This is a genomic window from Corallococcus sp. AS-1-12 (genome assembly GCF_020036995.1).
Lineage (GTDB): Bacteria > Myxococcota > Myxococcia > Myxococcales > Myxococcaceae > Corallococcus.
On record NZ_JAIQDD010000005.1, the window covers coordinates 24,789 to 43,781 of the forward strand.

At 72.7% G+C, this 18,993-nt stretch carries 19 protein-coding genes; 8 read left to right on the forward strand and 11 right to left on the reverse strand.

Going from position 1 to position 18,993, the window contains the following annotated elements; translation table 11 throughout:
* Positions 1-35 precede the first annotated feature (35 nt).
* Entirely contained in the window at positions 36-506 is a 471-nt protein-coding gene (locus K8556_RS09740) for an FBP domain-containing protein (protein WP_223739766.1), read from the reverse strand.
* 135 nt (positions 507-641) lie between these two features.
* Between K8556_RS09740 and K8556_RS09745 the strand changes: the two genes are divergently transcribed.
* The 3 genes from K8556_RS09745 (at position 642) to trxA (ending at position 3,034) form a co-directional block, all read left to right on the forward strand.
* Positions 642-1,619 carry an Ig-like domain-containing protein gene (locus tag K8556_RS09745; protein ID WP_223739767.1) on the forward strand — a complete coding sequence of 326 codons (978 nt, stop codon included), beginning with the start codon at positions 642-644 and terminating at the stop codon, positions 1,617-1,619.
* A gap of 48 nt (positions 1,620-1,667) precedes the next feature.
* Positions 1,668-2,579, forward strand: a complete 912-nt coding sequence (locus K8556_RS09750; protein ID WP_223739768.1) for a LysR family transcriptional regulator — start codon at positions 1,668-1,670, stop codon at positions 2,577-2,579.
* Positions 2,580-2,707: 128 nt separating this feature from the next.
* Positions 2,708-3,034 (forward strand): thioredoxin, encoded by a 327-nt coding sequence (gene trxA / locus K8556_RS09755; RefSeq protein WP_014398791.1) that lies wholly within the window; start codon positions 2,708-2,710, stop codon positions 3,032-3,034.
* Positions 3,035-3,037: 3 nt separating this feature from the next.
* On the opposite strand, the gene K8556_RS09760 is transcribed toward trxA, so the two are convergent.
* From K8556_RS09760 to K8556_RS09770, 3 genes are read right to left on the reverse strand one after another with little or no spacing between them, the layout of a single operon-like run.
* On the reverse strand, positions 3,038-4,876 hold the full coding sequence (locus tag K8556_RS09760) for a DHHA1 domain-containing protein (protein ID WP_223739769.1): 1,839 nt from the start codon (positions 4,874-4,876) through the stop codon (positions 3,038-3,040).
* A 10-nt stretch (positions 4,877-4,886) separates the two neighbouring features.
* Positions 4,887-5,465, reverse strand: coding sequence for a TlpA disulfide reductase family protein (locus K8556_RS09765; RefSeq protein WP_223739770.1), 579 nt, complete (start codon positions 5,463-5,465; stop codon positions 4,887-4,889).
* Positions 5,462-6,526, reverse strand: a complete 1,065-nt coding sequence (locus K8556_RS09770) for a CFI-box-CTERM domain-containing protein (protein ID WP_223739771.1) — start codon at positions 6,524-6,526, stop codon at positions 5,462-5,464. Before K8556_RS09770 ends, K8556_RS09765 begins: the two co-directional genes overlap by 4 nt.
* A 113-nt stretch (positions 6,527-6,639) precedes the next feature.
* Between K8556_RS09770 and K8556_RS09775 the strand changes: the two genes are divergently transcribed.
* The 3 genes from K8556_RS09775 to K8556_RS09785 all read left to right on the forward strand — a co-directional run bounded on the left by K8556_RS09775 (position 6,640) and on the right by K8556_RS09785 (position 8,714).
* Positions 6,640-6,927, forward strand: coding sequence for a hypothetical protein (locus K8556_RS09775; protein WP_120568221.1), 288 nt, complete (start codon positions 6,640-6,642; stop codon positions 6,925-6,927).
* A 128-nt stretch (positions 6,928-7,055) separates the two neighbouring features.
* Entirely contained in the window at positions 7,056-8,291 is a 1,236-nt protein-coding gene (locus K8556_RS09780; RefSeq protein WP_223739772.1) for a S1C family serine protease, read from the forward strand.
* Positions 8,292-8,441: 150 nt separating this feature from the next.
* Positions 8,442-8,714 (forward strand): vegetative protein, encoded by a 273-nt coding sequence (locus K8556_RS09785; RefSeq protein ID WP_223739773.1) that lies wholly within the window; start codon positions 8,442-8,444, stop codon positions 8,712-8,714.
* Positions 8,715-8,752: 38 nt separating this feature from the next.
* Here the strand turns inward: K8556_RS09785 and K8556_RS09790 are convergent, their stop codons facing one another.
* Positions 8,753-9,493, reverse strand: coding sequence for an RNA methyltransferase (locus K8556_RS09790; protein ID WP_223739774.1), 741 nt, complete (start codon positions 9,491-9,493; stop codon positions 8,753-8,755).
* Between the two features lie 51 nt (positions 9,494-9,544).
* On the opposite strand from K8556_RS09790, the gene K8556_RS09795 reads away from it, so the two are divergent.
* Together K8556_RS09795 and K8556_RS09800 are read left to right on the forward strand one after the other, a co-directional pair.
* A complete protein-coding gene (locus tag K8556_RS09795; protein ID WP_223739775.1) occupies positions 9,545-10,135 on the forward strand; it encodes a hypothetical protein in 591 nt (196 codons plus the stop codon).
* A 78-nt stretch (positions 10,136-10,213) separates the two neighbouring features.
* Complete coding sequence (locus K8556_RS09800) at positions 10,214-11,170, forward strand: phosphoribosylaminoimidazolesuccinocarboxamide synthase (RefSeq protein WP_223739776.1); 957 nt, start codon at positions 10,214-10,216, stop codon at positions 11,168-11,170.
* Positions 11,171-11,194: 24 nt separating this feature from the next.
* On the opposite strand, the gene purB is transcribed toward K8556_RS09800, so the two are convergent.
* From purB to K8556_RS09830, 6 genes are all read right to left on the reverse strand, one after another.
* The gene (gene purB / locus K8556_RS09805) at positions 11,195-12,508 is read right to left on the reverse strand and encodes an adenylosuccinate lyase (protein WP_223739777.1); all 1,314 of its coding nucleotides are present in this window, start codon (positions 12,506-12,508) and stop codon (positions 11,195-11,197) included.
* Positions 12,505-13,467, reverse strand: coding sequence for an ABC transporter substrate binding protein (locus K8556_RS09810; RefSeq protein WP_223739778.1), 963 nt, complete (start codon positions 13,465-13,467; stop codon positions 12,505-12,507). Before K8556_RS09810 ends, purB begins: the two co-directional genes overlap by 4 nt.
* On the reverse strand, positions 13,464-16,391 hold the full coding sequence (locus K8556_RS09815; protein ID WP_223739779.1) for an SUMF1/EgtB/PvdO family nonheme iron enzyme: 2,928 nt from the start codon (positions 16,389-16,391) through the stop codon (positions 13,464-13,466). Before K8556_RS09815 ends, K8556_RS09810 begins: the two co-directional genes overlap by 4 nt.
* A gap of 113 nt (positions 16,392-16,504) precedes the next feature.
* Complete coding sequence (gene dut, locus K8556_RS09820; protein WP_120568213.1) at positions 16,505-16,960, reverse strand: dUTP diphosphatase; 456 nt, start codon at positions 16,958-16,960, stop codon at positions 16,505-16,507.
* A 75-nt stretch (positions 16,961-17,035) separates the two neighbouring features.
* The gene (locus K8556_RS09825; RefSeq protein ID WP_223739780.1) at positions 17,036-18,046 is read right to left on the reverse strand and encodes a M23 family metallopeptidase; all 1,011 of its coding nucleotides are present in this window, start codon (positions 18,044-18,046) and stop codon (positions 17,036-17,038) included.
* Positions 18,047-18,057: 11 nt separating this feature from the next.
* Positions 18,058-18,855, reverse strand: coding sequence for a hypothetical protein (locus tag K8556_RS09830; RefSeq protein ID WP_223739781.1), 798 nt, complete (start codon positions 18,853-18,855; stop codon positions 18,058-18,060).
* Positions 18,856-18,993 lie beyond the last annotated feature (138 nt).

An 18,993-nucleotide genomic window follows, 5' to 3' on the forward strand; every position in this document is an offset into this window, starting at 1 on the left:
AAGGGGCGCGGGCCCGGACGCGCGGGCCCGCCGCCTCACGCGTCCGAGCCGGGCTCCAGCCCCAGCGCTTCGCTCGCGAAGCGCGCCATGCGCTCCACCAGCCGCGCCTTGTCGTCCAGGTCGCTGCGGCCGGTCCGGTCCGACATGGCCTCCAGCCGCTCACCGCAGCGCAGGTCCAGGCAGACGTTCACCCCCACCCGGCGCTTCGAATCCACATCCGTGGTGAGCAGGCCGATCTCCGCATCGGTGGCCGTCCGGCACCACTCACACATCTTGGGCGACAGGGTCGGGTCCCCCTGCTGATCCCTGCGGAAGGCGATGCCCGTGGGCTGATTGCCCCCGGGGGCGACGAACACCAGGAAGACGCGCACCCCGTACGGATCCACCCACGAGAGGTAGTCCCGGACGAAGAGCGGGAGCTGGGTGCCCTTGGGCAGTTCAACGTGCTTGCGATCCCTGGAGCGGAACGCGCGCAGCAACTCTTTCTCTGACTCGATTCGGAACATGGCGTGCTCTGACCGGACTGCCTTCAAGAACATCCTGAACGTGCTTCAGCCTGATTTTGTCCAACCCTCGCGGACACTGGGTTGAAATCACCACCGCGTACCAGCTTGCCGGGCACTCGCGTTCCGAGGACCCCCATGCACCTTTCCCTACGGCTCCTGTTGCCCCTGCTGGTCATCGGGTCGGGAGGAATCTCCTGCGGTGATGATGCCTCCCCCGCGCCCAACACGCCGCCCACCCTCACCGGCCCCACCGTGCAGGCCGCGAGCGTGACGTCTGGCACGCCGGTCGAGACGACGTTGGAGGCGTCGGATGCTGACGGAGATTCGCTCACCTACTCCTGGACGCAGGAGCCTGCCTCCCCAGCGGGCACCTTCGACAACCCCTCCGCGCCCCAGCCCTCCTGGACCGCGCCCGACGTGGACAGCGCCCGGAGCTTCCGGCTGAAGGTCACCGTGAGCGACGGCAAGGGTGGCACCACCGAGGGCTCCATCGAGGTCTCCGTGCGCAAGAGCAACCAGGCGCCCACCGTGAGCGACACCCTGGCGCCCACGTCGCTGGTGGCCGGAGCGACCGGCACCCTCTCCGTCACCGCGAGCGACCCGGACGGCGACCCGCTGACCTACACGTGGGCGCAGGTCGCCCCCAGCACCCCTGGCACCTGGGTGGGCGGCACCCAGGGCCCGAGCGCGCAGTGGTATTCGCCCGTCGTGGCCACGCAGACCGCGTTCACCTTCTCCGTGAGCGTCTCGGATGGCGTGAGCCCGCCCGTGGTGCGGACCGTCACCCTGCCCGTGTCGGTGCCCCGCTACGGCGCGGACGTCCAGGCGCTGTGGAGCACCGGGGAGTGCACGACCTGCCACGGCAAGGCCGGAAACCTGAGCCTCGCGGCGGCCAGCAGCCACGCGAACCTGGTCAACGTCACCGCCAGGGCCTGCGGCAACCTCCGGCGCGTCACGCCCGGCGACCCGGACAACTCGGCGCTCATCCGGAAGATGGAGGGCACGGAGTGCGGAGACCGCATGCCCACGGGCAAGCCCGAGTTCTTCGACCAGCACCCGGGCCTCAACGTCCTGGTCCGCTCGTGGATCCTCGCGGGCGCGGCCAACGACTGACGCACGGCGGGCTCGCGCCGGTTCCAACCGGGACATAGGCTGGCGGTCGTGGCCGCGAACCCGCCCCTGCTGGACGACATGGTCCTCTTCGCGGAGGTGGTGGCGGCGGCCAGCATCACCTCCGCGGCGGAGCGCCTGGGCCTGCGCAAGTCCACGGTGAGCCGCCGGCTGGCCGCCCTGGAGGAGCGCCTGGGCATCCGGCTGCTCGAGCGCAACACGCGCAGGCTCCGCCTCACGGAGGCGGGCCGCGAGTACCACGCGCACTGCGCGCGGCTCGTCGCCGAGGCCCGCGAGGTGAACGCGGCGGTGAGCGAGTCACGCGGCACGCCCCAGGGCACGCTGCGCATCGCCACGCTGTCGCTGCTGGGTGAGCTGCTCACGCCCGTCATCGCGGAGCTGCTCCTGCACCACCCCCGGCTGCGCGTGGAGGTGTCGCTCGCGCAGACGCACGTGGACCTCATCGCGGAGGAGTACGACCTGGCGCTGCGCACCGGGCCGCTCGCGGACTCGTCGCTGATGGCGCGCAGGCTCGGGCGTCTGCGCACGGGCTACTACGCCAGCCCGCATTACCTCGGCCGCCACGGCACGCCCCGGACGCCCGAGGCGCTGACGGCCCACGAGTGCATCCTCCTGGCCGAGTCCGGCACCGACGAGGTGTGGTTCTTCGGAGAGGGCCGGAGCGCGCGCACCGTGCCGGTGACGGGCCGCCTGCGCGTGCCGAGCGAGCGCGCGGGCCAGGCGGCGGCGCGAGCGGGACTGGGCATCGTGCGGCTCGCGGCGTCGCTGGTGGCGGACGACGTGCGCGCGGGGCTGCTCGTCCCCGTGCTGGAGGCGGACACGCCCCCGGGCCTGCCCATCTTCGCCGTCTACCCGAGCAGCCGGCAGTTGCCCCTCAAGGTGCGCGCCTTCCTCAAGCTGCTGTCCGCGCGCGGCGCCGCGCTCCCGTGGCAGGAGGAGTAGAGGGCTCCTGGCGGAACAATGCGTCCCGCCAGGGGCGCTCGTCGCCGCTGCCGGCCGCGATTACATCCCGTGGACACGAGGCGCGGCCCCACGTGAGGCCCGCGCCCTTCACGCGAAGGATGGGCCCCATGGCTGGCGACGTCATCGAGCTGGGAGACGCGGAGTTCCAACGGGAGGTGCTGGAGTCGAACGAGCCGGTGCTGGTGGACTTCACCGCCACGTGGTGCCCGCCGTGCCGGGTCCTCGCGCCGGTCATCGACTCGCTGGCCGCCGAGTACAAGGGCCGGATGAAGATGGCCAAGCTCAACGTGGACGACCACCCGCGGACGCCCGAGCAGTACGGCATCCGCGCCATGCCCACCCTGCTGTTCTTCAAGGGGGGGAAGGTGGTGAAGCAGGTGGTGGGCGCCGTGCCCAGGGCGAAGCTGGAGGAGGCCGTGCGTCAGGTGCTCTGACGCTCAGCCCACGCCGCCGGACGGCACCGGGCCCGCGAGCCGCGACTCCACGAAGCGCCGGGTCGCGCTGAGCGCCGCGTCGATGCCGTCCGCGCGCGAGCCGCCACCCCACGCCACCTCCGGCGAGCCGCCGCCCTTGCCCTCCACGCAGGGCGCCGCCTGGGCCATGAGCTGGCCCGCGTCCACGCCCTGGCCTCGGAGCGCGTCGCTCGCGGCCGTCACCAGCACCACCTTGCCGCCGCGCGTGGCGGTGAGCACCACGCCCACGCTGCCCGCCGCCTGCCGCAGCGCCTCCACCAGCGCCTTGAGGTGCGGGGCCGGGACCTCGCCCAGGTGCGCGGCGACGAGCGCCGTGTCCCCCCAGCGCGTCGCGTCCTGGAGGAGCTGCCGGGCATGCTCCGCGGGAGCCACGCTCGTGGGCGCCGCGGCCTGCGCGGGCTTGCGGCGCGCCTCCTGCTCCAGCCGCGTCAGCCGCTCGCGCAGGGCCACCACGCGGCGCATGGGCTGCGGCCAGTTGTGCAGGGTCTGCGACAGCGGCGAGAGCGCGCGCAGCCGGGCCTCGCCCTCCAGGCGGGCGGCGGACTCCAGGGAGGCCTCCAGCGCGTCCACCTGCTCGCGCAGCGCCCGGGCCGCTTCGCGCGGCGTCTGTCCCGTGGGCGGCGTGAAGGGCAGCGTCAGCGGTCCGAAGCCGACGATGCCGTCGCCATCAATCTTGCGCAGCATCGCGTTCGCCGCGGGCCGCACGCCTCCGTTGACGTAGCGTTGCAGCGTGCGCCACGCGTACTGGCGGAAGCCCGACAGGTGCTTCACGTAATACGCCGTCCAGCGGGGCACCGGCTGCGAGCCGCGCAGGCTCTTGAACGGATCCGCGCCCGGCCCCAGCTCGATGGTGAGCCCCACCTCCAGCGCGTCCTGCATCAGCCGGTGCACGAGCCCCCGGTACAGGCCCAGCTCCTGCGGCAGCGACAGGTCATAGCCGAACAGCGGGGACCAGACCGTGTCGTCGCTGACGTGCGTGGCGTAGAAGCCGTCCACGCGCCCGTCCTTCACCGCGAGCCAGTACTGGAAGATGCCCTCGCGCAGCGTCCACGCGAACCACTCCTCCGTGAAGTCGAGCGTGGAGTGGTACTTGTCCGCGTTGAGCGACCGGTACAGCTCCCGCAGCCGGGGCGCGCACTCCGGCAGCTCCCGCCCGTCCACGACGCGGTAGCCCGCGGCCTCCAGCAGCCGCCCGTCGCGGCGCCGGTTCTCGCGCACCTGCCGGCTGACCTCGTGCGTGGGCAGCGTCATGCGCGTGTGCGACCCGTAGACGAAGCCGTAGTCCCGGGCGGCCAGCGTGTTGAGCAGCGGCGACGCGTTCGCCGGGTTGAGCGCGGGGAACACGATGGCGTGGCCGGGGAACCGCTCGACGAGGAAGGCGGTGAGGCGCTCCAGCCGGGCCTCGTCGAGCTCCACGCTCAGGTTGCGCAGCACCAGCCAGTGGTCCACGTAGACGCACTTGTCGATGCGCGCCGCCTTCAACATCCCGCCCAGCGTCCGCATGGCCCCGCGCATCACCACCGCGCGCGCCGCGCCGTACGTCTGCGCCGTCACCGCCTGCACCGGCAGGCCGATGTAGCGCACCCACAGCGAGTGCAGCGGGGAGTTGCCGTACTCCGCCTCGTTGATGGCCAGCGGGATGCGCAGGTCATCCATCGCCAGCAGCCGCAGGGTGGTGCGGTCGGAGAGGAAGGCGGTGCTGCCGCGCTTCATCAGCGGCACGAAGTAGTCACGCGCCAGACGCGCCTGAGGCGTCTGCGGCCAGGTGCACGTGTCGACCGTGTCCGCGTCGTAGAGGGTCATGCCCTCCACTCTAGCGCTTGAGCGCGCGCTCGATGCGGCGGCGCAGGCCGTCCTCGGACAGCATGCCGCGCTGCGCGTCGATGACCTTGCCGTCCCGGTCCAGGAAGTAGAGCGTGGGCAGCGCGTTCACCTGGAAGGCCCGCGCCATGTTGTCGTCCGCGTAGACGACGTACGGCCGCAGGTCCGGCTGGAAGCGCTGGAGGAAGTAGTCCACCTCCTGGGACGCCGTGGAGCCCTCGTCCCGGCTGGCCGCCACGAAGACGAGCCCCTGGGACTCGTACTCCTTGGCCAGCTTCACCAGGGACGGCATCTCCTCGCGGCACGGCGGACACCAGGTGGCCCAGAAGTCGAGCATCACCACCCGCCCCTTCAGGTCCGACAGCGCGAGCGAGCCGCCCTCGTGCTTCGTCAACTGGAAGGCCGGCGGCGACACCCCGTCCGGCACCAGCCGCGCCCGCTGCGCCTCGCGCACGCCCAGGAACGCCAGCGCCGCCAGTCCCAGCACCGCCACCACGGACAGCGCCGTCTTGGCCTTGTCCCCGCGCGCGCCCGGCGGCGGCGTCCCTTCCGTCCCAGCCTGCTGTGTCATCCCCGTTCCTTCCGTGTCAGGCGGCCGTGCACCCGCGTCAGGGCCCAGCGCACCCCCGCCCGCACCCGGGGCCTGCGCACCACCCACGCCGCCAGCGGAGGGCCCCAGTGATAGTAACCGTCGATGAACCCCTGGCCGAGCCGGCTCTTCCTGAGCACGTCGTCGCGGAAGGCGCGGAAGGCCGTGAGCTCCGGCGCGCCCTCGCCAAAGGCCGCCGTCACCACAAAGCACGACGACGCGGGGCTCACCCACATCAGCTTGCCGTTGGTGAGGTTCACCACGACCTTCAGCTCCCGCTGCTCCGTGTAGAGGAAGGCCAGAAGGTCGCGCCGCGCGGCCGGGAACTCCTGCCCGCCCGCCTCCTCGAAGTCGATGCGCGTGGTGACGGTGCTGCCCACCTCGTCCACCGTGAAGCGGTAGCGCCTGGAGCTGCGCCGGTGCTCCACCTCCAGGCCCTTCAGTTCCCCGAAGTAGGCCAGGAAGGGCACACGGCACGCCGGGCAGACGAAGCGGTGGTAGGCGTGCGTCGGGACGAAGGCGTAGTCCCCCATGCGCTTGCAGCCCGTGTTGGGGCACACCAGCTTCACGGTCGCCTGGGCCGCGTTGCGCGGGTCGTAGCGCGACAGGCCCGTCCCCTTGTCGAACACCGGCGGCGGCCGGGACGGCTGGCCCACCATCTGACGCGTGGGGTGCGCGGCGCGCTCCAGCTCCTGCGCCTTGCGCCACGCCAGCTCCGCCGCCTCCAGCCGGCCGTCCGCGGTGTGCACCAGCGCCTCCGCGTGCGCGCGGAGGGCCGCCACCAGCCGGTCCACCAGCGGCGACACCGCCGGCTCGCGCGCCACCGCGAAGGCCTCCGCCAGCACCCGCTCCATCTCCGGCAAGAGCGCCTGCGCCGCCTTGCGCGACGGGTCCTCCGCGCGCCGGTACACCGGGGGCTCCGGCAGTTTCGCGAACAACGCCGAGGCCTGGGCCCGCACGCGCTCCAGCGCCGCGTCCCCCCGCCCCACGTCCAATCCCGCCGCCCGCGTCTGGGCGGCCCTGATGAGTTCTTCGGGCTGCAAGCGCCTGGACCTTAAGGGCCCCCAGGGCCCCTGTCAGCGACTCCCGAGCGACAGGTCAGGAAACTCGCCATGTGCCCCGGGCCGATGTAAGACGACGTAGGAGGATGTGAATCATGGGCGTGTTGAAGTTCCTGGTCTGGACGACCTGCGCGGTGGGTCTGGGCGTCTTCCTGGCGCGGGGCAACGTGGATGGCCGTTCCCCCCTGGAGCACATGGAGCGCACCTGGAAGCGCACCGTGAACCCTTCCACCCTGGACAAGGTGAAGGGCAGCGTGGGGGACGCGCTGGAGGACGCGAAGGGCGCCGTGTCGCAGAAGTCCGCCAACGCGGCGGGCCCGCGCGAGCGCATCACCGCCGAGGACCGGGCGGCCATCAACGACATCATCGCCAAGAAGAAGTAGGCGCCGAGGCGGCCATGGGTCCCCGCGGGGCCGGTTGCTGATCGCCGGCCTGCCCCTTCCCCCCGCCCCACCCCGTGCCTAGGTTGCGCCGGGGCATTGGGTTGGACGGTGGTGGGAAGGCGGGGCCCATGGGTTGGACGCGGTTCGGGGGCGGCATCACACTGGCGGTGCTGGCGTGCGCGCTGGGGACGGCGGCGAGCGCCGGGACCCGCCCGCCCGGGAAGCTGTGGCTGGAGTCGCGCAACCGCGCCGTCTCCCGGCAGCACTCCAACATCAGTGAAGTGGCCCGCAAGGCCATGCCGGCCGTGGTGTCCATCACCACGCGCCAGGACCTGGCGGACGTGGCCCCGGGCGAGGAGCCCCAGCGCGGCATCGGCTCCGGCTTCATCATCCACCCGGACGGCTACATCCTCACCAGCGCGCACGTGGTGGACGGGGCCTCGGAGGTCACCATCTCCATCCGCAGCGCCAACGGCTACGTGGAGGAGTTCCCCGCCACGGTGGTGGGCGAGGACGAGCGCACGGACTGCGCGCTGCTCAAGGTGGACGCGCCCCGGAAGCTGCCGGTGCTGAAGCTGGCGTCCGCGTCCCACGTGGGCATCGCGGACTGGGTGGTCGTCATCGGCAACCCGTTCGGGCTGGCGCACTCCGTGACGGTGGGCGTGGTGAGCTACGTGGGCCGCACGGACGTGACGCCCAACGGCCGCGACGGCGACTTCGACTACCTGCAGATGGACGCCTCCATCAACCCGGGCAACTCCGGCGGGCCGGTGTTGGACCTGCACGGCGACGTGGTGGCGGTGGCCAACGCCGTGAACGTGTCCGGCCAGGGCATCGGGTTCGCCATCCCCATCGACATCGCGAAGACGGTGATTCCGCAGCTCAAGGCCCACGGGCGCATGCGCCGCGGGTGGATGGGCATCAGCGTGCAGGACTTCTCCCCGGAGGTGGCGCAGGCCTTCAACCTGAACCCCCGCGGCCGGGGCGTGGTGGTGACGGACGTGGTGGAGGACGGCCCCGCGGCCCGCGCGGGCCTGCGCACCGGCGACGTCATCCTGAACATGGACCGGCTGTCCGTGGAGCGGGCGCACACGCTGCGCTGGCAGGTGGCCGCGCGCGGCGTGGGCCAGCACATCCGGCTCCACCTGCGCCGGCTGGGCCGCCCCATGATGGTGAAGGTGAAGCTGGAGGACCTGCCCCTGGTGGAGGCGCCGCCGTCCACGCTGGCCTCGGGAGGCACGCCGGGCGAGCGCGCCGCCGGAGCCCGCTCCGTGCTGGAGGAGCTGCTCTCCCCGGTGCCGCGCACCCATTCCGGCCGCTCCGGAGGCATTCCCAAGGCCGAGGACGGCCTGGCTGCCCCCTGACGGCTGGGGCCTCCAGGGCCCTGGCGGGCCTCCAGGCTCCTTGCGTTCCGCGAAACCCGGCGATACACCGTCCGCCTTCACATCGTGGCGGATCCACCCACAGGTGGCGTCACGGGTCTTCAAGCATCGTTTCGCAGGAGAGTCCGTACCATGGCCGAGGCCACCCAGACGACGAAGCCCACCCATTGGCCGCGCACCGCCAAGGGCGGCGGCAAGAAGGCGTGCACCGTGGAGGGCTGCAAGCGCCCCTACCGCGCCAAGAACTACTGCTTCTTCCACTTCAAGAAGTGGCGCCAGGGCGACCTGCCCCACTCGCGCTACCGCGTGTGCTCCAAGCCGGAGTGCCGCGCCAAGGTCGGCCCCAAGGCCGGTCTGTGCGAGAAGCACTTCGCCGAGACCTACAAGAAGGAAGCGGCGGCTTAAGTCGCCCCGGCTGTTCGCGTGGCGCCGGCCCCCCCGCCTCAACCGCGGGAGGTCCCCGGCGCCACCGCGCGGCCCAGGTGCTTGAAGGCGTTGAGCCACAGCTCCGCCTCGCGCTGGGTCAGCCTCGCACGCATCAACGTCCGCTCCAGCTCGTGCAGCACGTGCTCCGGCGCCTGCGGGTTGAGGAAGTCCGCCGCCAGCATCGCCGCGCGCATGCGCCCGCTCAGCGCGTTGAGCGTCCCCAGCCGCGCGCCGGCCTCCTCCTCCGGGGGCAGCGCGGGCGCGGACGTGAGCCCCTGCCGGTGGCAGAGGTACAGCAGCACCGCGGAGGACTGCGCCAGGTTCATGGACGGCTGCACGTCCGACGTGGGGATGACGAGCAGGTCCTGGCAGTGGGTGAGGTCCTCGTCGGACAGCCCGCGCTGCTCGCCGCCGAACAGCAGCGCCACCCGCCCCCGCGTGCTCTCCTCCGCCAGCCGCCGCGCCGCGTCCTCGGGCGTCAGCGGGGTGCGCTTCTCCACCTGGGTGCGCGACGTGGTGCCCACCACGTACACGCAGTCCTCCAGGGCCTCCTGGAGGGTGGGTGTGACGCGCATGCCCGAAAGGATGTGGCCACCCTTCACGGCCATCTTCTCCGCCAGGCTGAAGTCCTGGACGACGGGTTCCGAGAGGATGAGACGTTCGAAACCGAAGTTCGCCATGACCCGGCAGACCGCACCGAGGTTGTCGGGTGAACGGGTCTGATGAAGGACGACAGTCAGCTCCGCACCTGGACGCATGCACCGGAGTTTAGCTGGTGGTGCGTCGGCGTGATCGGTATATTCCCGTTGATGCGTCGCTGGGTCCCTGGCCTGCTCCTGTCGCTGTCCCTGCTCACCACCGCGTGCGACGGCACGGGTGCGCCCGTGCGCTCCTCGCTCACGGCGCGGCAGGCGCTGAGCAGCTCGCCGGAGGTGGTGGAGTTCGAGTCCCCGGCCGTCCGCCTGGAGCTCTTCCGGGACATCGCGCGCCAGTCGGAGGTCCAGGCCGGGCAGTCCGCGCAGGGCGTGGCGCTCTTCCCCATCATCCAGGGCACCGAGTTCGTCGCGGCGCCGGGCTTCGAGCCCCGCGCGGACCTGCTCCAGCCGCCGGACGCGGGCAGCGGCCTCCAGTTCGTCTTCGACGCGCGGACGGGCGACCGTTGGCCGGAGGACCGGCGGGAGAGCCTGCAGGGCCTGTCGGAGCGCGAGGCCGCGGAGCTGGTGGCGCGCACGCTGCTGGCGCTCTGGGGCGTCCATCCGGAGGGCGCGGTGCGGGTGGACCGGGCGGCGGGCGCGCCGTATGCGGTCGCCTACGTGGACGGCATCCTGCGGATCAACCCGGCGTTCCTCTATCTGGCAACGGCCTACGGTCCTGCTTCCATGGCGGCGGGCCTCCAGTAGAGTCGCGCGCCTCATGAGCTGGCCCCGCTCCCGCCCCTTCCCGGCGGTCAGTGGCCGGGGCCGCGAGGCGCCTCCGACGTGAACACCTCCGCCCTCCACGCGCAACTCACCCACACGCTTCGCCAGACGGACCTGCCGTCGCTCGGCACGCCCTACAAGGGCAAGGTTCGCGACACGTACCGCAAGGGCGACACGCTCATCCTCGTGACGAGCGACCGCCTCTCCGCGTTCGACCACGTGCTCACCACCATCCCCTTCAAGGGCGAGGTGCTGAACCGCCTGGCGGCCTTCTGGTTCGACCGCACGAAGCACATCGTCCCCAACCACGTGCTGGACGTGCCGGACCCGAACGTCACCGTGGCGCGCGCCTGCCAGCCCTTCTCCGTGGAGGTGGTGGTGCGCGGCTACCTCACGGGCAGCCTGTGGCGCGACTACGAGAAGGGCACGCACACCGCCTACGGCGTCCCCTTCGCGGAAGGGCTGCGCAAGGACAGCGCGTTCGAAACGCCCATCCTCACGCCGTCCACCAAGGCCGAGTACGGCCAGCACGACGAGCCCATCTCCGAGGCGGAGATCCTCTCGCGCGGGCTGGCCACGCCGCGCGACTGGGCCCGCATCACGGAGGCCGCCCGGGGCCTGTTCCTGGAGGGCCAGAAGTGGGCGCGCACGCGCGGCCTCATCCTGGTGGATACGAAGTACGAGTTCGGCAAGGTGGGCGACGAGCTCTACGTCATCGACGAGATGCACACCCCGGACTCCAGCCGCTACTGGGTGGCGGACGAGTACGAGGCGCGCTTCGCCCGGGGCGAGGACCAGAAGATGTTGGACAAGGAGAACATCCGCCAGTGGCTCATCCGCGAGCGGAACTTCTCCGGCCACGGCGCGCTGCCCGCCATCCCGGACGACGTGCGCGTGGACCTGGCCACCAAGTACGTGGCCGCCTACGAGCGCATCACCGGCACGTCCCTGGCGCTGACGCCCGGGGACGTGCACTCGCGCATCGAAGGGCACCTGCGGGCGAAGGGCTACCTCTAGGCCCCCCGCCCGAGGCCGCGCTTCTCAGCTCGCGCGGCCGAAGACGCGCTGGAACACCGCGTCCATCTGGCGCGTGTGGTAGCCCGGGGAGAAGCAGTCGGAGACCTCCTCGGGCGTCATCATCTTGAGCAGGTCCGCGTCGTTGAGCAGGGCCTGCCGGAAGTCCACGCCCTCCTCGAACATCTTCATCGCGTTGCGCTGGACGACGACGTACGCGGCCTGCCGGTCCATGCCCTTGCGCGCGAGCTCCAGCAGGAGGCGCTGCGAGTTCACCACGCCGCCCAGCAGGTCCAGGTTCTTCTTCATCTGCTCCGGGTAGACGCGCATGTTCTCCACCAGGCCCGCGAAGCGGTGGAGCATGAAGTCCAGGAGGATGGTGGCGTCCGGACCAATCACGCGCTCCACCGACGAGTGCGAGATGTCCCGCTCGTGCCACAGCGCCACGTCCTCCATGGCGCTCACCGCGTAGCCGCGCAACAGGCGCGCCAGGCCCGTGAGGTTCTCCGACAGGATGGGGTTGCGCTTGTGCGGCATGGCGCTGCTGCCCTTCTGTCCCGGCGTGAAGGGCTCCTCCGCCTCGCGCACCTCCGTGCGCTGGAGGTGGCGGATCTCCACGGCGAACTTCTCCAGGCTCGCGCCCACCAGGGCGATGGCGGTGAAGAACTCCGCGTGCCGGTCGCGCTGCACCACCTGGCTGGAGGCGGGCGCGGGCTTCAGGCCCAGCTTCTGGCAGACGTGCTCCTCCACCGACGGCGGCAGGTGCGCGAACGTGCCCACCGCGCCGGAGATCTTCCCCACGGCGATGGTGTCGCGCGCGTGCTGAAGGCGCGTGCGGCCCCGGCGCAGCTCGTCGTACCAGATGGCCAGCTTGTGCCCGAAGGTGATGGGCTCCGCGTGGATGCCGTGGCTGCGGCCCATCTGCAGCGTGTGCTTGTGCTCGAAGGCGCGCTTCTCCACCGCGGCCATCACGCGGTCCATGCCCTTGAGCAGCAGGTCCACGGAGTCGCGCAGGGTGAGGCCCAGCGACGTGTCCAGCACGTCCGAGGACGTCATGCCCAGGTGCAGCCAGCGGGCGCTGGGACCCACGCGCTCCTCCACGAAGGTGAGGAAGGCGATGACGTCGTGCTTGGTGGTGCGCTCAATCTCCTCGATGCGCGCGGCGTCCGCCTCGGTGAAGTCACCGGCGCGGGCGAGGCAGTCCGCCAGCGCCTCCTTGGGGGCGAGGCCTTGCGCGACCATGCCCTCCAGGGCGGCGAGCTCCACGTCGCGCCAGCGGCGGTAGCGGGCGACGTCGGACCAGAGGGAGGCCATTTCGGGACGGCTGTAGCGTGGAATCACTCGTAGACCTTCACGGCAAAGTCCCGGCGCGCCGCGAACCGGAGCACTTCCAGCGCGACGTCACAGGACGGACCTGACTTCTTCGCGGCGGTGAGGTTGAACGAGAGGTCCAGGCCTTCGGGCCGCGCCACCGCCAGCGCGCCGGGGTCGACCTTCTCGTGGATGATGCGATTCGCCAGCCTCCCCGCCTGCTGGCCGAGCGCCAGCGGGGCCGGCGCGAGGGCCAGCGTCGCGCCCTCCTTCACCTGGCTGGCCGTGAGCGCCACCAGCGGCACCTTGCGGGAGGCGCTGAAGGCGATGAGTGCCTGGACGACGGAGGCGTTGCCCACGGTCTTGTCCGCAACCATCAAGAGGCCGTCCACCTTCCCCGCCGCGCCCTCCAGCACCTCGCCCACCCGCTCCTGCGCTTCCACGGCCAGCGGGACGATGGTCAGCCCCAGGCCCGCGCCAGCGGAGCGGGCCTGCGCCACCGCGCCCGCCGAGGAGCGCGGGTCATGCAGGATGCCCACGCGCTTGGCGCCAGGGGCCACGGCCTTGAGCGCGGCCAGCTCCGGCCCGAAGTCGCTGGTGAGCGCGATGCCGGTGACGTGGGGCGCCTCCAGGCCGTACTTCTCGTGGTACGGCACCATGGCGAAGAGCACGGGCACGTCCTCGCCCAGCGAGCGGCGCGCGGCGTTGGCGGCCAGCGGCCCCAGGGCGAGCACCAGCGCGGGCTTCTGCGCGGCCAGCGACTTGAAGACGCGCGCGGCCTCCGTGGGGCTCTCTTCCAGGGTCAGCTCGGTGACGTCCGCGCGGGCCTCGGACGTGAAGCCGGCGAGGAAGGAGGCGTACGGCGCCAGGCTCGAGGACTTCACGGCCACCACGCGGGGCCGCGTGGGGCCGCGAGAGGGGGCCTGCGCGAGGGCGACGACTGGCAGGAGGAGCGTGAGGAGCGCGAGCCTCCGGAGCGTCGTCCTCACGGCGCGGTCTGGCAGCAGCGGAAGCCCACGTCCGTGGCCTTCAGCGAAGGAGCGCCCCGGCGGCGCGCGGAGCACCGGGCGGTGTCGCCGGACGTGGCGAAGCCGCCGCCCTTGATGATCATCTCCGCGGAGTCGGGGAAGTTGGAGGAGGTCCACTCGGCGACGTTGCCGGACAGGTCCACCACGCCGTAGCCGGAGCGGCAGGACGGGAAGGCCCCGGAGGGCGCCAGGGGGCGGGCCGCGGCCGTCGTGCCGGTGTTGCAGGCCGTCTGGGCCTGCTCGTCGCCGGAGGAGAAGCGCGCGTTGCCAGGGCCCTTGCAGGCCTTCTCCCACTCCTCCTCGGAGCACAACCGCTTGCCGAGCCCTTCACAGGCGGCCTTCGCGTCCAGCCACGTCGCGGAGACGCGGGGCTTCCTGCCGGCCTGGTTGGGGAACTCGTATTCGTCGACGCAGAACGACTCCACCATGACGCTGTCCATGCGCATCTCGTCGGTGGAGCCGGACGCCTGCAGGTCCTCTGGGGACGAGCCCTTCTTGAAGCTGCCGCCGCTCACCAGGCGCATGCCGGCCGGACAGGAGCCCGTGGCCAGGATGCCGTCCGCCGCCGCGGCGGTCCCGGGCGTGGCGGAGGTGGGGCTGTTCTTCGCGGCCTGGGCCTGGCGCACGCGCAGGTAGAGGTAGCCACCGCCCGCGCCCAAGACGACGCCGGCCACCGCGAGGATGATCATCCACACCATGGAGCTGGGGCCGGAGCGGGCCGGCTTCGCCTGGGTGGCCCGCGTCGTGGGGAGCGTGTGCAGGCCGGAGGTGGAGGGCGGCAGCCGGCGCGCGGAGGAGCGGACGCCGGACACTTCCGGAGGCGGTTCGCCCTTGCGCGAGCGGCCGCCCGTGGAGTTCTCGCCGGAAGCGCGGACCGCGCCCTGGGCCGCCGAGGCGCGTGGGGCCCGGGGACCCGACGGCTCCGAGCCGCGCGAGGTCACCGACGCCACCGCGCCCGAGGCCCGCGAGTTGCGGCCACCGCGGCTGGAGGAACGGGACTCCGAAGGCTCGTCGTCATCGGAGCCCCGGCCGGACCGTGACTCCGTGGCGGATGCATCCGCGTTGCGGTTGCTGGACCGGCTGTCGGAGGACGAGTCGCCGCCGCGACCGGAGCGCCCATCGACTGAGGAGTCGCCACGACCGGAGCGTCCGTCGCCCGAGGAGGACTCGCCGCGACCAGAGCGCCCGTCGCTCGCGGAGGAGTCGCCACGACCGGAACGTCCGTCGCTCGAGGAGGACTCGCTGCGACCGGATCGCCCGTTGCCCAGGGCGGCTTCACCGCGACCATTGGAGCGCGCATCACCGGACGAGGCTTCACCACGACCGGAGCGCCCGTCGCTCGACGCATCACCACGCCCCGAGCCGGAGGACAGCTCGCCACGTCCCGCCGCGCGTCCGTCGCTGGAGGAATCACCAGCGCGGGCCGCGCCCTCCGCGGAGCGGGCGCCGCGCGGATCCGCCGGGAACGACGGCTCCTCCGCCTTCGCGAAGATGCGCATCACCGGCTCGGCGGCCTTGGCGGGAGCCGCGCGCGGTTCATCCGCCGCGCGCGAGGCCGCACGGGCCTCCTGCTGCATCGCCACGTCGGGGGCCTGCCCCGGCAGCCGAGGGTCCTGCGACGCCGCCTCCGCGCCCTTGCGGCCCGACGACGCCACCGCGCGCATCTCCTGCTGCGTCGACGCGTCGGACACGGAGCGCGCTTCCGGCCCCGTGATGTAGTCCAGCGCCTTCGCGTTCGACCCCAGGATGGCCGCCAGCGTCGCCGCGTCCAGCGGCTGCGTCGCGTCCGGGGGCGGATCGTCCTCCACCGCCGGAATGGGCGCGGCCGGCGTGGGCGCGCTCGCCACCGGCAGCATGCCCGTGGGCACGGGCGGCAGGGGCTTGTTCGCCGCGCGCGCGGCCACCGCGGCCGGCGGCAGCGCACCCGAGGCGGGCACCGCGCGCTGCCTGGACGCCGCGGCCGGGTGCCGCTGCAAGAGCGTCGCGAACTCCGCGTGCAGCTCACCGCCCGACTTCGGACGGGCCAGCGGATTCACGTTGAGCGCGCGCCGGTAGAGCGACTCGAACGCGGGCGGCAGGTCCGGATGCCGCACCGACACCTCGGGCACTCCGCCGTCCTCCGGCAGGAGCCCCGTCACCAGCTCCCCCATCAACACGCCCAGCGAGTACACGTCCATGCGCGTGTCCAGCTCCGCGCCATTCACGTACTCAGGGGCGATGTACGCCGCCGCCCGGTGCCCCTTCTGCGCCTGCACGAAGGGCAGGTGCGGCACCGCGAGCCCCAGCCCGTAGTCCGACACCTTCAACATGTCCGGCAGGACGAAGACGTTCTCCGGCTTCAGGTCCGAGTGCGGCCCGAAGCGGTGCGCCCCATCCAGCGCCGCCGCCATCTGCGCCAGCAGCGGCTCCACTTCCTTCAGCGAGAACAACTGCCCCTTCGCCGCGCGCTGCTCCATCATCCGGCGCAGCGACAGCCCTTCCAGGAGCTGCATCGTGAAGAAGGGCCGGTCCCCGTCCACGCCCTCCTCGTACACGCGCACCAGGTTGGGGTGGTTGAGCTTCTTGCCCACCCGCATGGACAGCGCGAACTGCGTGCGCTCCTCCGGCTGCTGCACCAGCCGGGGCTGGATGACCTTCAGCGCCACCTCCACGTCGATGGCCTGGTCCTGGGCGCGGAAGACGAAGCCCAGCGGCCCCGCCCCTACGACCTCCTGGATGGCGTAGCGGTCCGCGACGACGTCGCCCGGCTTGTACGGCGCGCCCTCCGCGCCCCGGCGGCGCGCCGCCCCCGCCGACTGACGCGAGGCCGCGTCGAACTTCTGGCCACACGTGGCGCAGGTTTCACTCGTATCGGGGACATGGCTGCCGCAGCGGTAGCAGAGCAAAGCAGTGAAACTCCAGAACGGGGCCGCGGGGGGGCGGCCTCCCCGGCGGGCGGCCGGGGGGCTCCATTCTGCCCGCTCCGGAGCCATTGAGGAACGACGTTGCGCGCCGGGCCCTAGCGGCCCGTGGACCCGAAGCCTCCGTCCCCCCGGGAAGTCACCTCCAGCACCTCCACCTCCCGCAGGGCCGTGGCCGTCACGGGGGCCACCACCAGTTGGGCCACCCGGTCCCCCCGACGCAGCGTGAAGGGGGTGTTGGACAGGTTGACGAGCAGCACCTGCACCTCCCCCCGGTAGTCCGCGTCCACCGTCCCAGGGGAGTTGAGGCACGTCACCCCGTGCCGCAGCGCCAGCCCCGAGCGGGGCCGCACCTGGCCCTCGAAGCCCGGCGGGAGCGCGAAGGCCAGCCCCGTGGGGACCGCCATCCGCTCCAGGGGCTGGAGCACCCGCTCCCCGTCGATGTCGGCCCGCAGGTCCAGCCCCGCGGCCAGCTCCGTCTCATGGCGCGGCAGGGGCAGCGGGTCCGGATGCGAGCGCACCCGGCGCACGGGGACGGTCAGCGTGGGGTCCATGCCCCCGCCGTAACACGCACCCCGGCCCCCCTCTACTTCCTGGCGCCAACGTCACGGGTCGTGTGACCCGGCCTCTCACAGCTCGGTCGCGCCGTCCGCCATGCGCAGCGCGGTGCGGAACCCGAACGGGTCCACCGGCCGCGCGGCCAGCTCCAGTTGGTAGTGCAGGTGGGGCCCGGTGGACCGGCCGGTGCTGCCCGACAGCGCGATGGCCTGCCCCTTCTCCACCCGCGTGCCCGCCTTCACCAGCAGCTCCGAGTTGTGACAGTACGCCGTCGTCACGCCCCGCCCGTGGTCCAGCACCAGCACGCGGCCGTTGACGGAGTCCTCGCTCGCGCGGCGCACCACGCCCGCGGCCACCGCCGTCACCGTCGTGCCCGAGCGCACCGCCAGGTCCACCCCCGTGTGCATCCGGCGCGTGCGCAGCGTGGGGTGGACGCGGTAGCCGAAGGGGCTCGTCACCGGAGCGCTCTCCGACACCGGCCACCCGAGCATCAGCGCCGTGGACAGCGCCAGCGCCTGCGCCGCGCCCACGGAGGAGCCCTCGAAGCCGGGGGGCAACTGCTTCGCCAGGCGCTCCAGGCTGAGCGCCCCACCCTCCGCGTCCACCCGCTCCAGGGCGAAGCGCGCGGGAACCCGCCCGGCGAACACCGCCATCACCCGCGCCTCCTCCAACGGGAAGTCCGTGGCGAGCGCGTCCAGCAACCGCCGCGTCGCCGCCGGTCCCTTCACCGGATCCACCAGCGTCTCCGGAGCGATGCCCAGCTCACGCGCCAGCGCGAGCGAGGGCTCGCGCGCCTTCGGGTCCAGGGACTTCAGCGCCGAGTGCGTCCCCCACGCCAGCGCCTCCGCGCTCGTGGGCACGCGCGTGAGCAGCGCGGCCGGCAGCGCGGCGGGCACGGGCACGGACGTCCCGCTCACGCCGTCGTAGTACGCGAGCAGCGGCCGGGCCGTGGTGCGCGTGTGGAAGGCCCAGGCGCCCGCGCGCCGCAAGAGCGCGCCCGCGGGCGTGTGGTGGTACGCGCACCACACGCACAGGAGCGCGAAGGTGAAGTCCAGGAGTCCCCGGGCGCGTCGAGCGAACATGCGTCAGGGCCTCAGCGCAGGAAGGACAGCACCGGGGCCGCGTCCCAGACCGCCGCGAAGCCCAGCGGCGCCACCACGAGGCACCCCACGAGCCCGCGAGTCCACGCCCGCCGCGAGCCCACCGCTTCACACGCCGCGTCCGCGTGCTGGAGGTTGCGCAGCACCGCGCGCCAACCCAGCGACACGCTCACGCCGCACAGCGCCGCCACCGCCAGGCCCCGGGCCGCCCAGTCCGAGGCCACGTCGCCGAACAGCGGCCGCCACGACAGGTACACCGTGCCCTGAACGAGCCGGGCCACCGTGCACGCGCCCGCGAGCACCACGCCCGCGGTGGCCAGCGGCCGCACCCACCGCATCGGCGTGGGGCGCCGCAGACAGCGCCGCAGCAGCGCCTTCCACGAAGAGGCCTCCGAAGGGGACGCCGTCACCGGACGCCAGGGCTCCACGGGGCGAGCGGCGTCGGTCTCGCGGTAGCCGAGCGCCGGCAGCGCCAGGAGCAGGTCCGCCGCCAGCTCCCAGGCCAGGGCCAGGGCCCGCGCCAGCCGGGTGCGCGTCTCCAGGGAGACCCAATCCACCATCGACGCGAAGGCGGGGAACTGGCCCACCCACGCATCGAACGCGGAGTCCAACCGGTCCACCGCCGTGAGCAGCCGGTCATCCAGCGTGTCCGCCGCCGCGTGCACGCCCACCGCGACCAGCGCGAGCAGGCCCAGCGGCATGAACGCCCAGCGGAACGCCCCCAGGAACCGGGACAGGTCCGTGAGGAAGCTGCTCGAAGGCTCCGAGGAGCTGGATGGGTGGACCGGCATGCAGCGCCTCCGGGGCGGTCCCCCATCAACGCGGGAGGGCCTCCGGGGGTTTTAAGCTTCCAACCCGCCAGGACGAAAACCCCGTCTGCTCCCGCGAATGACAACGCCCCGCCCCTTCGCGCCCGGAGGCGGGAGGAG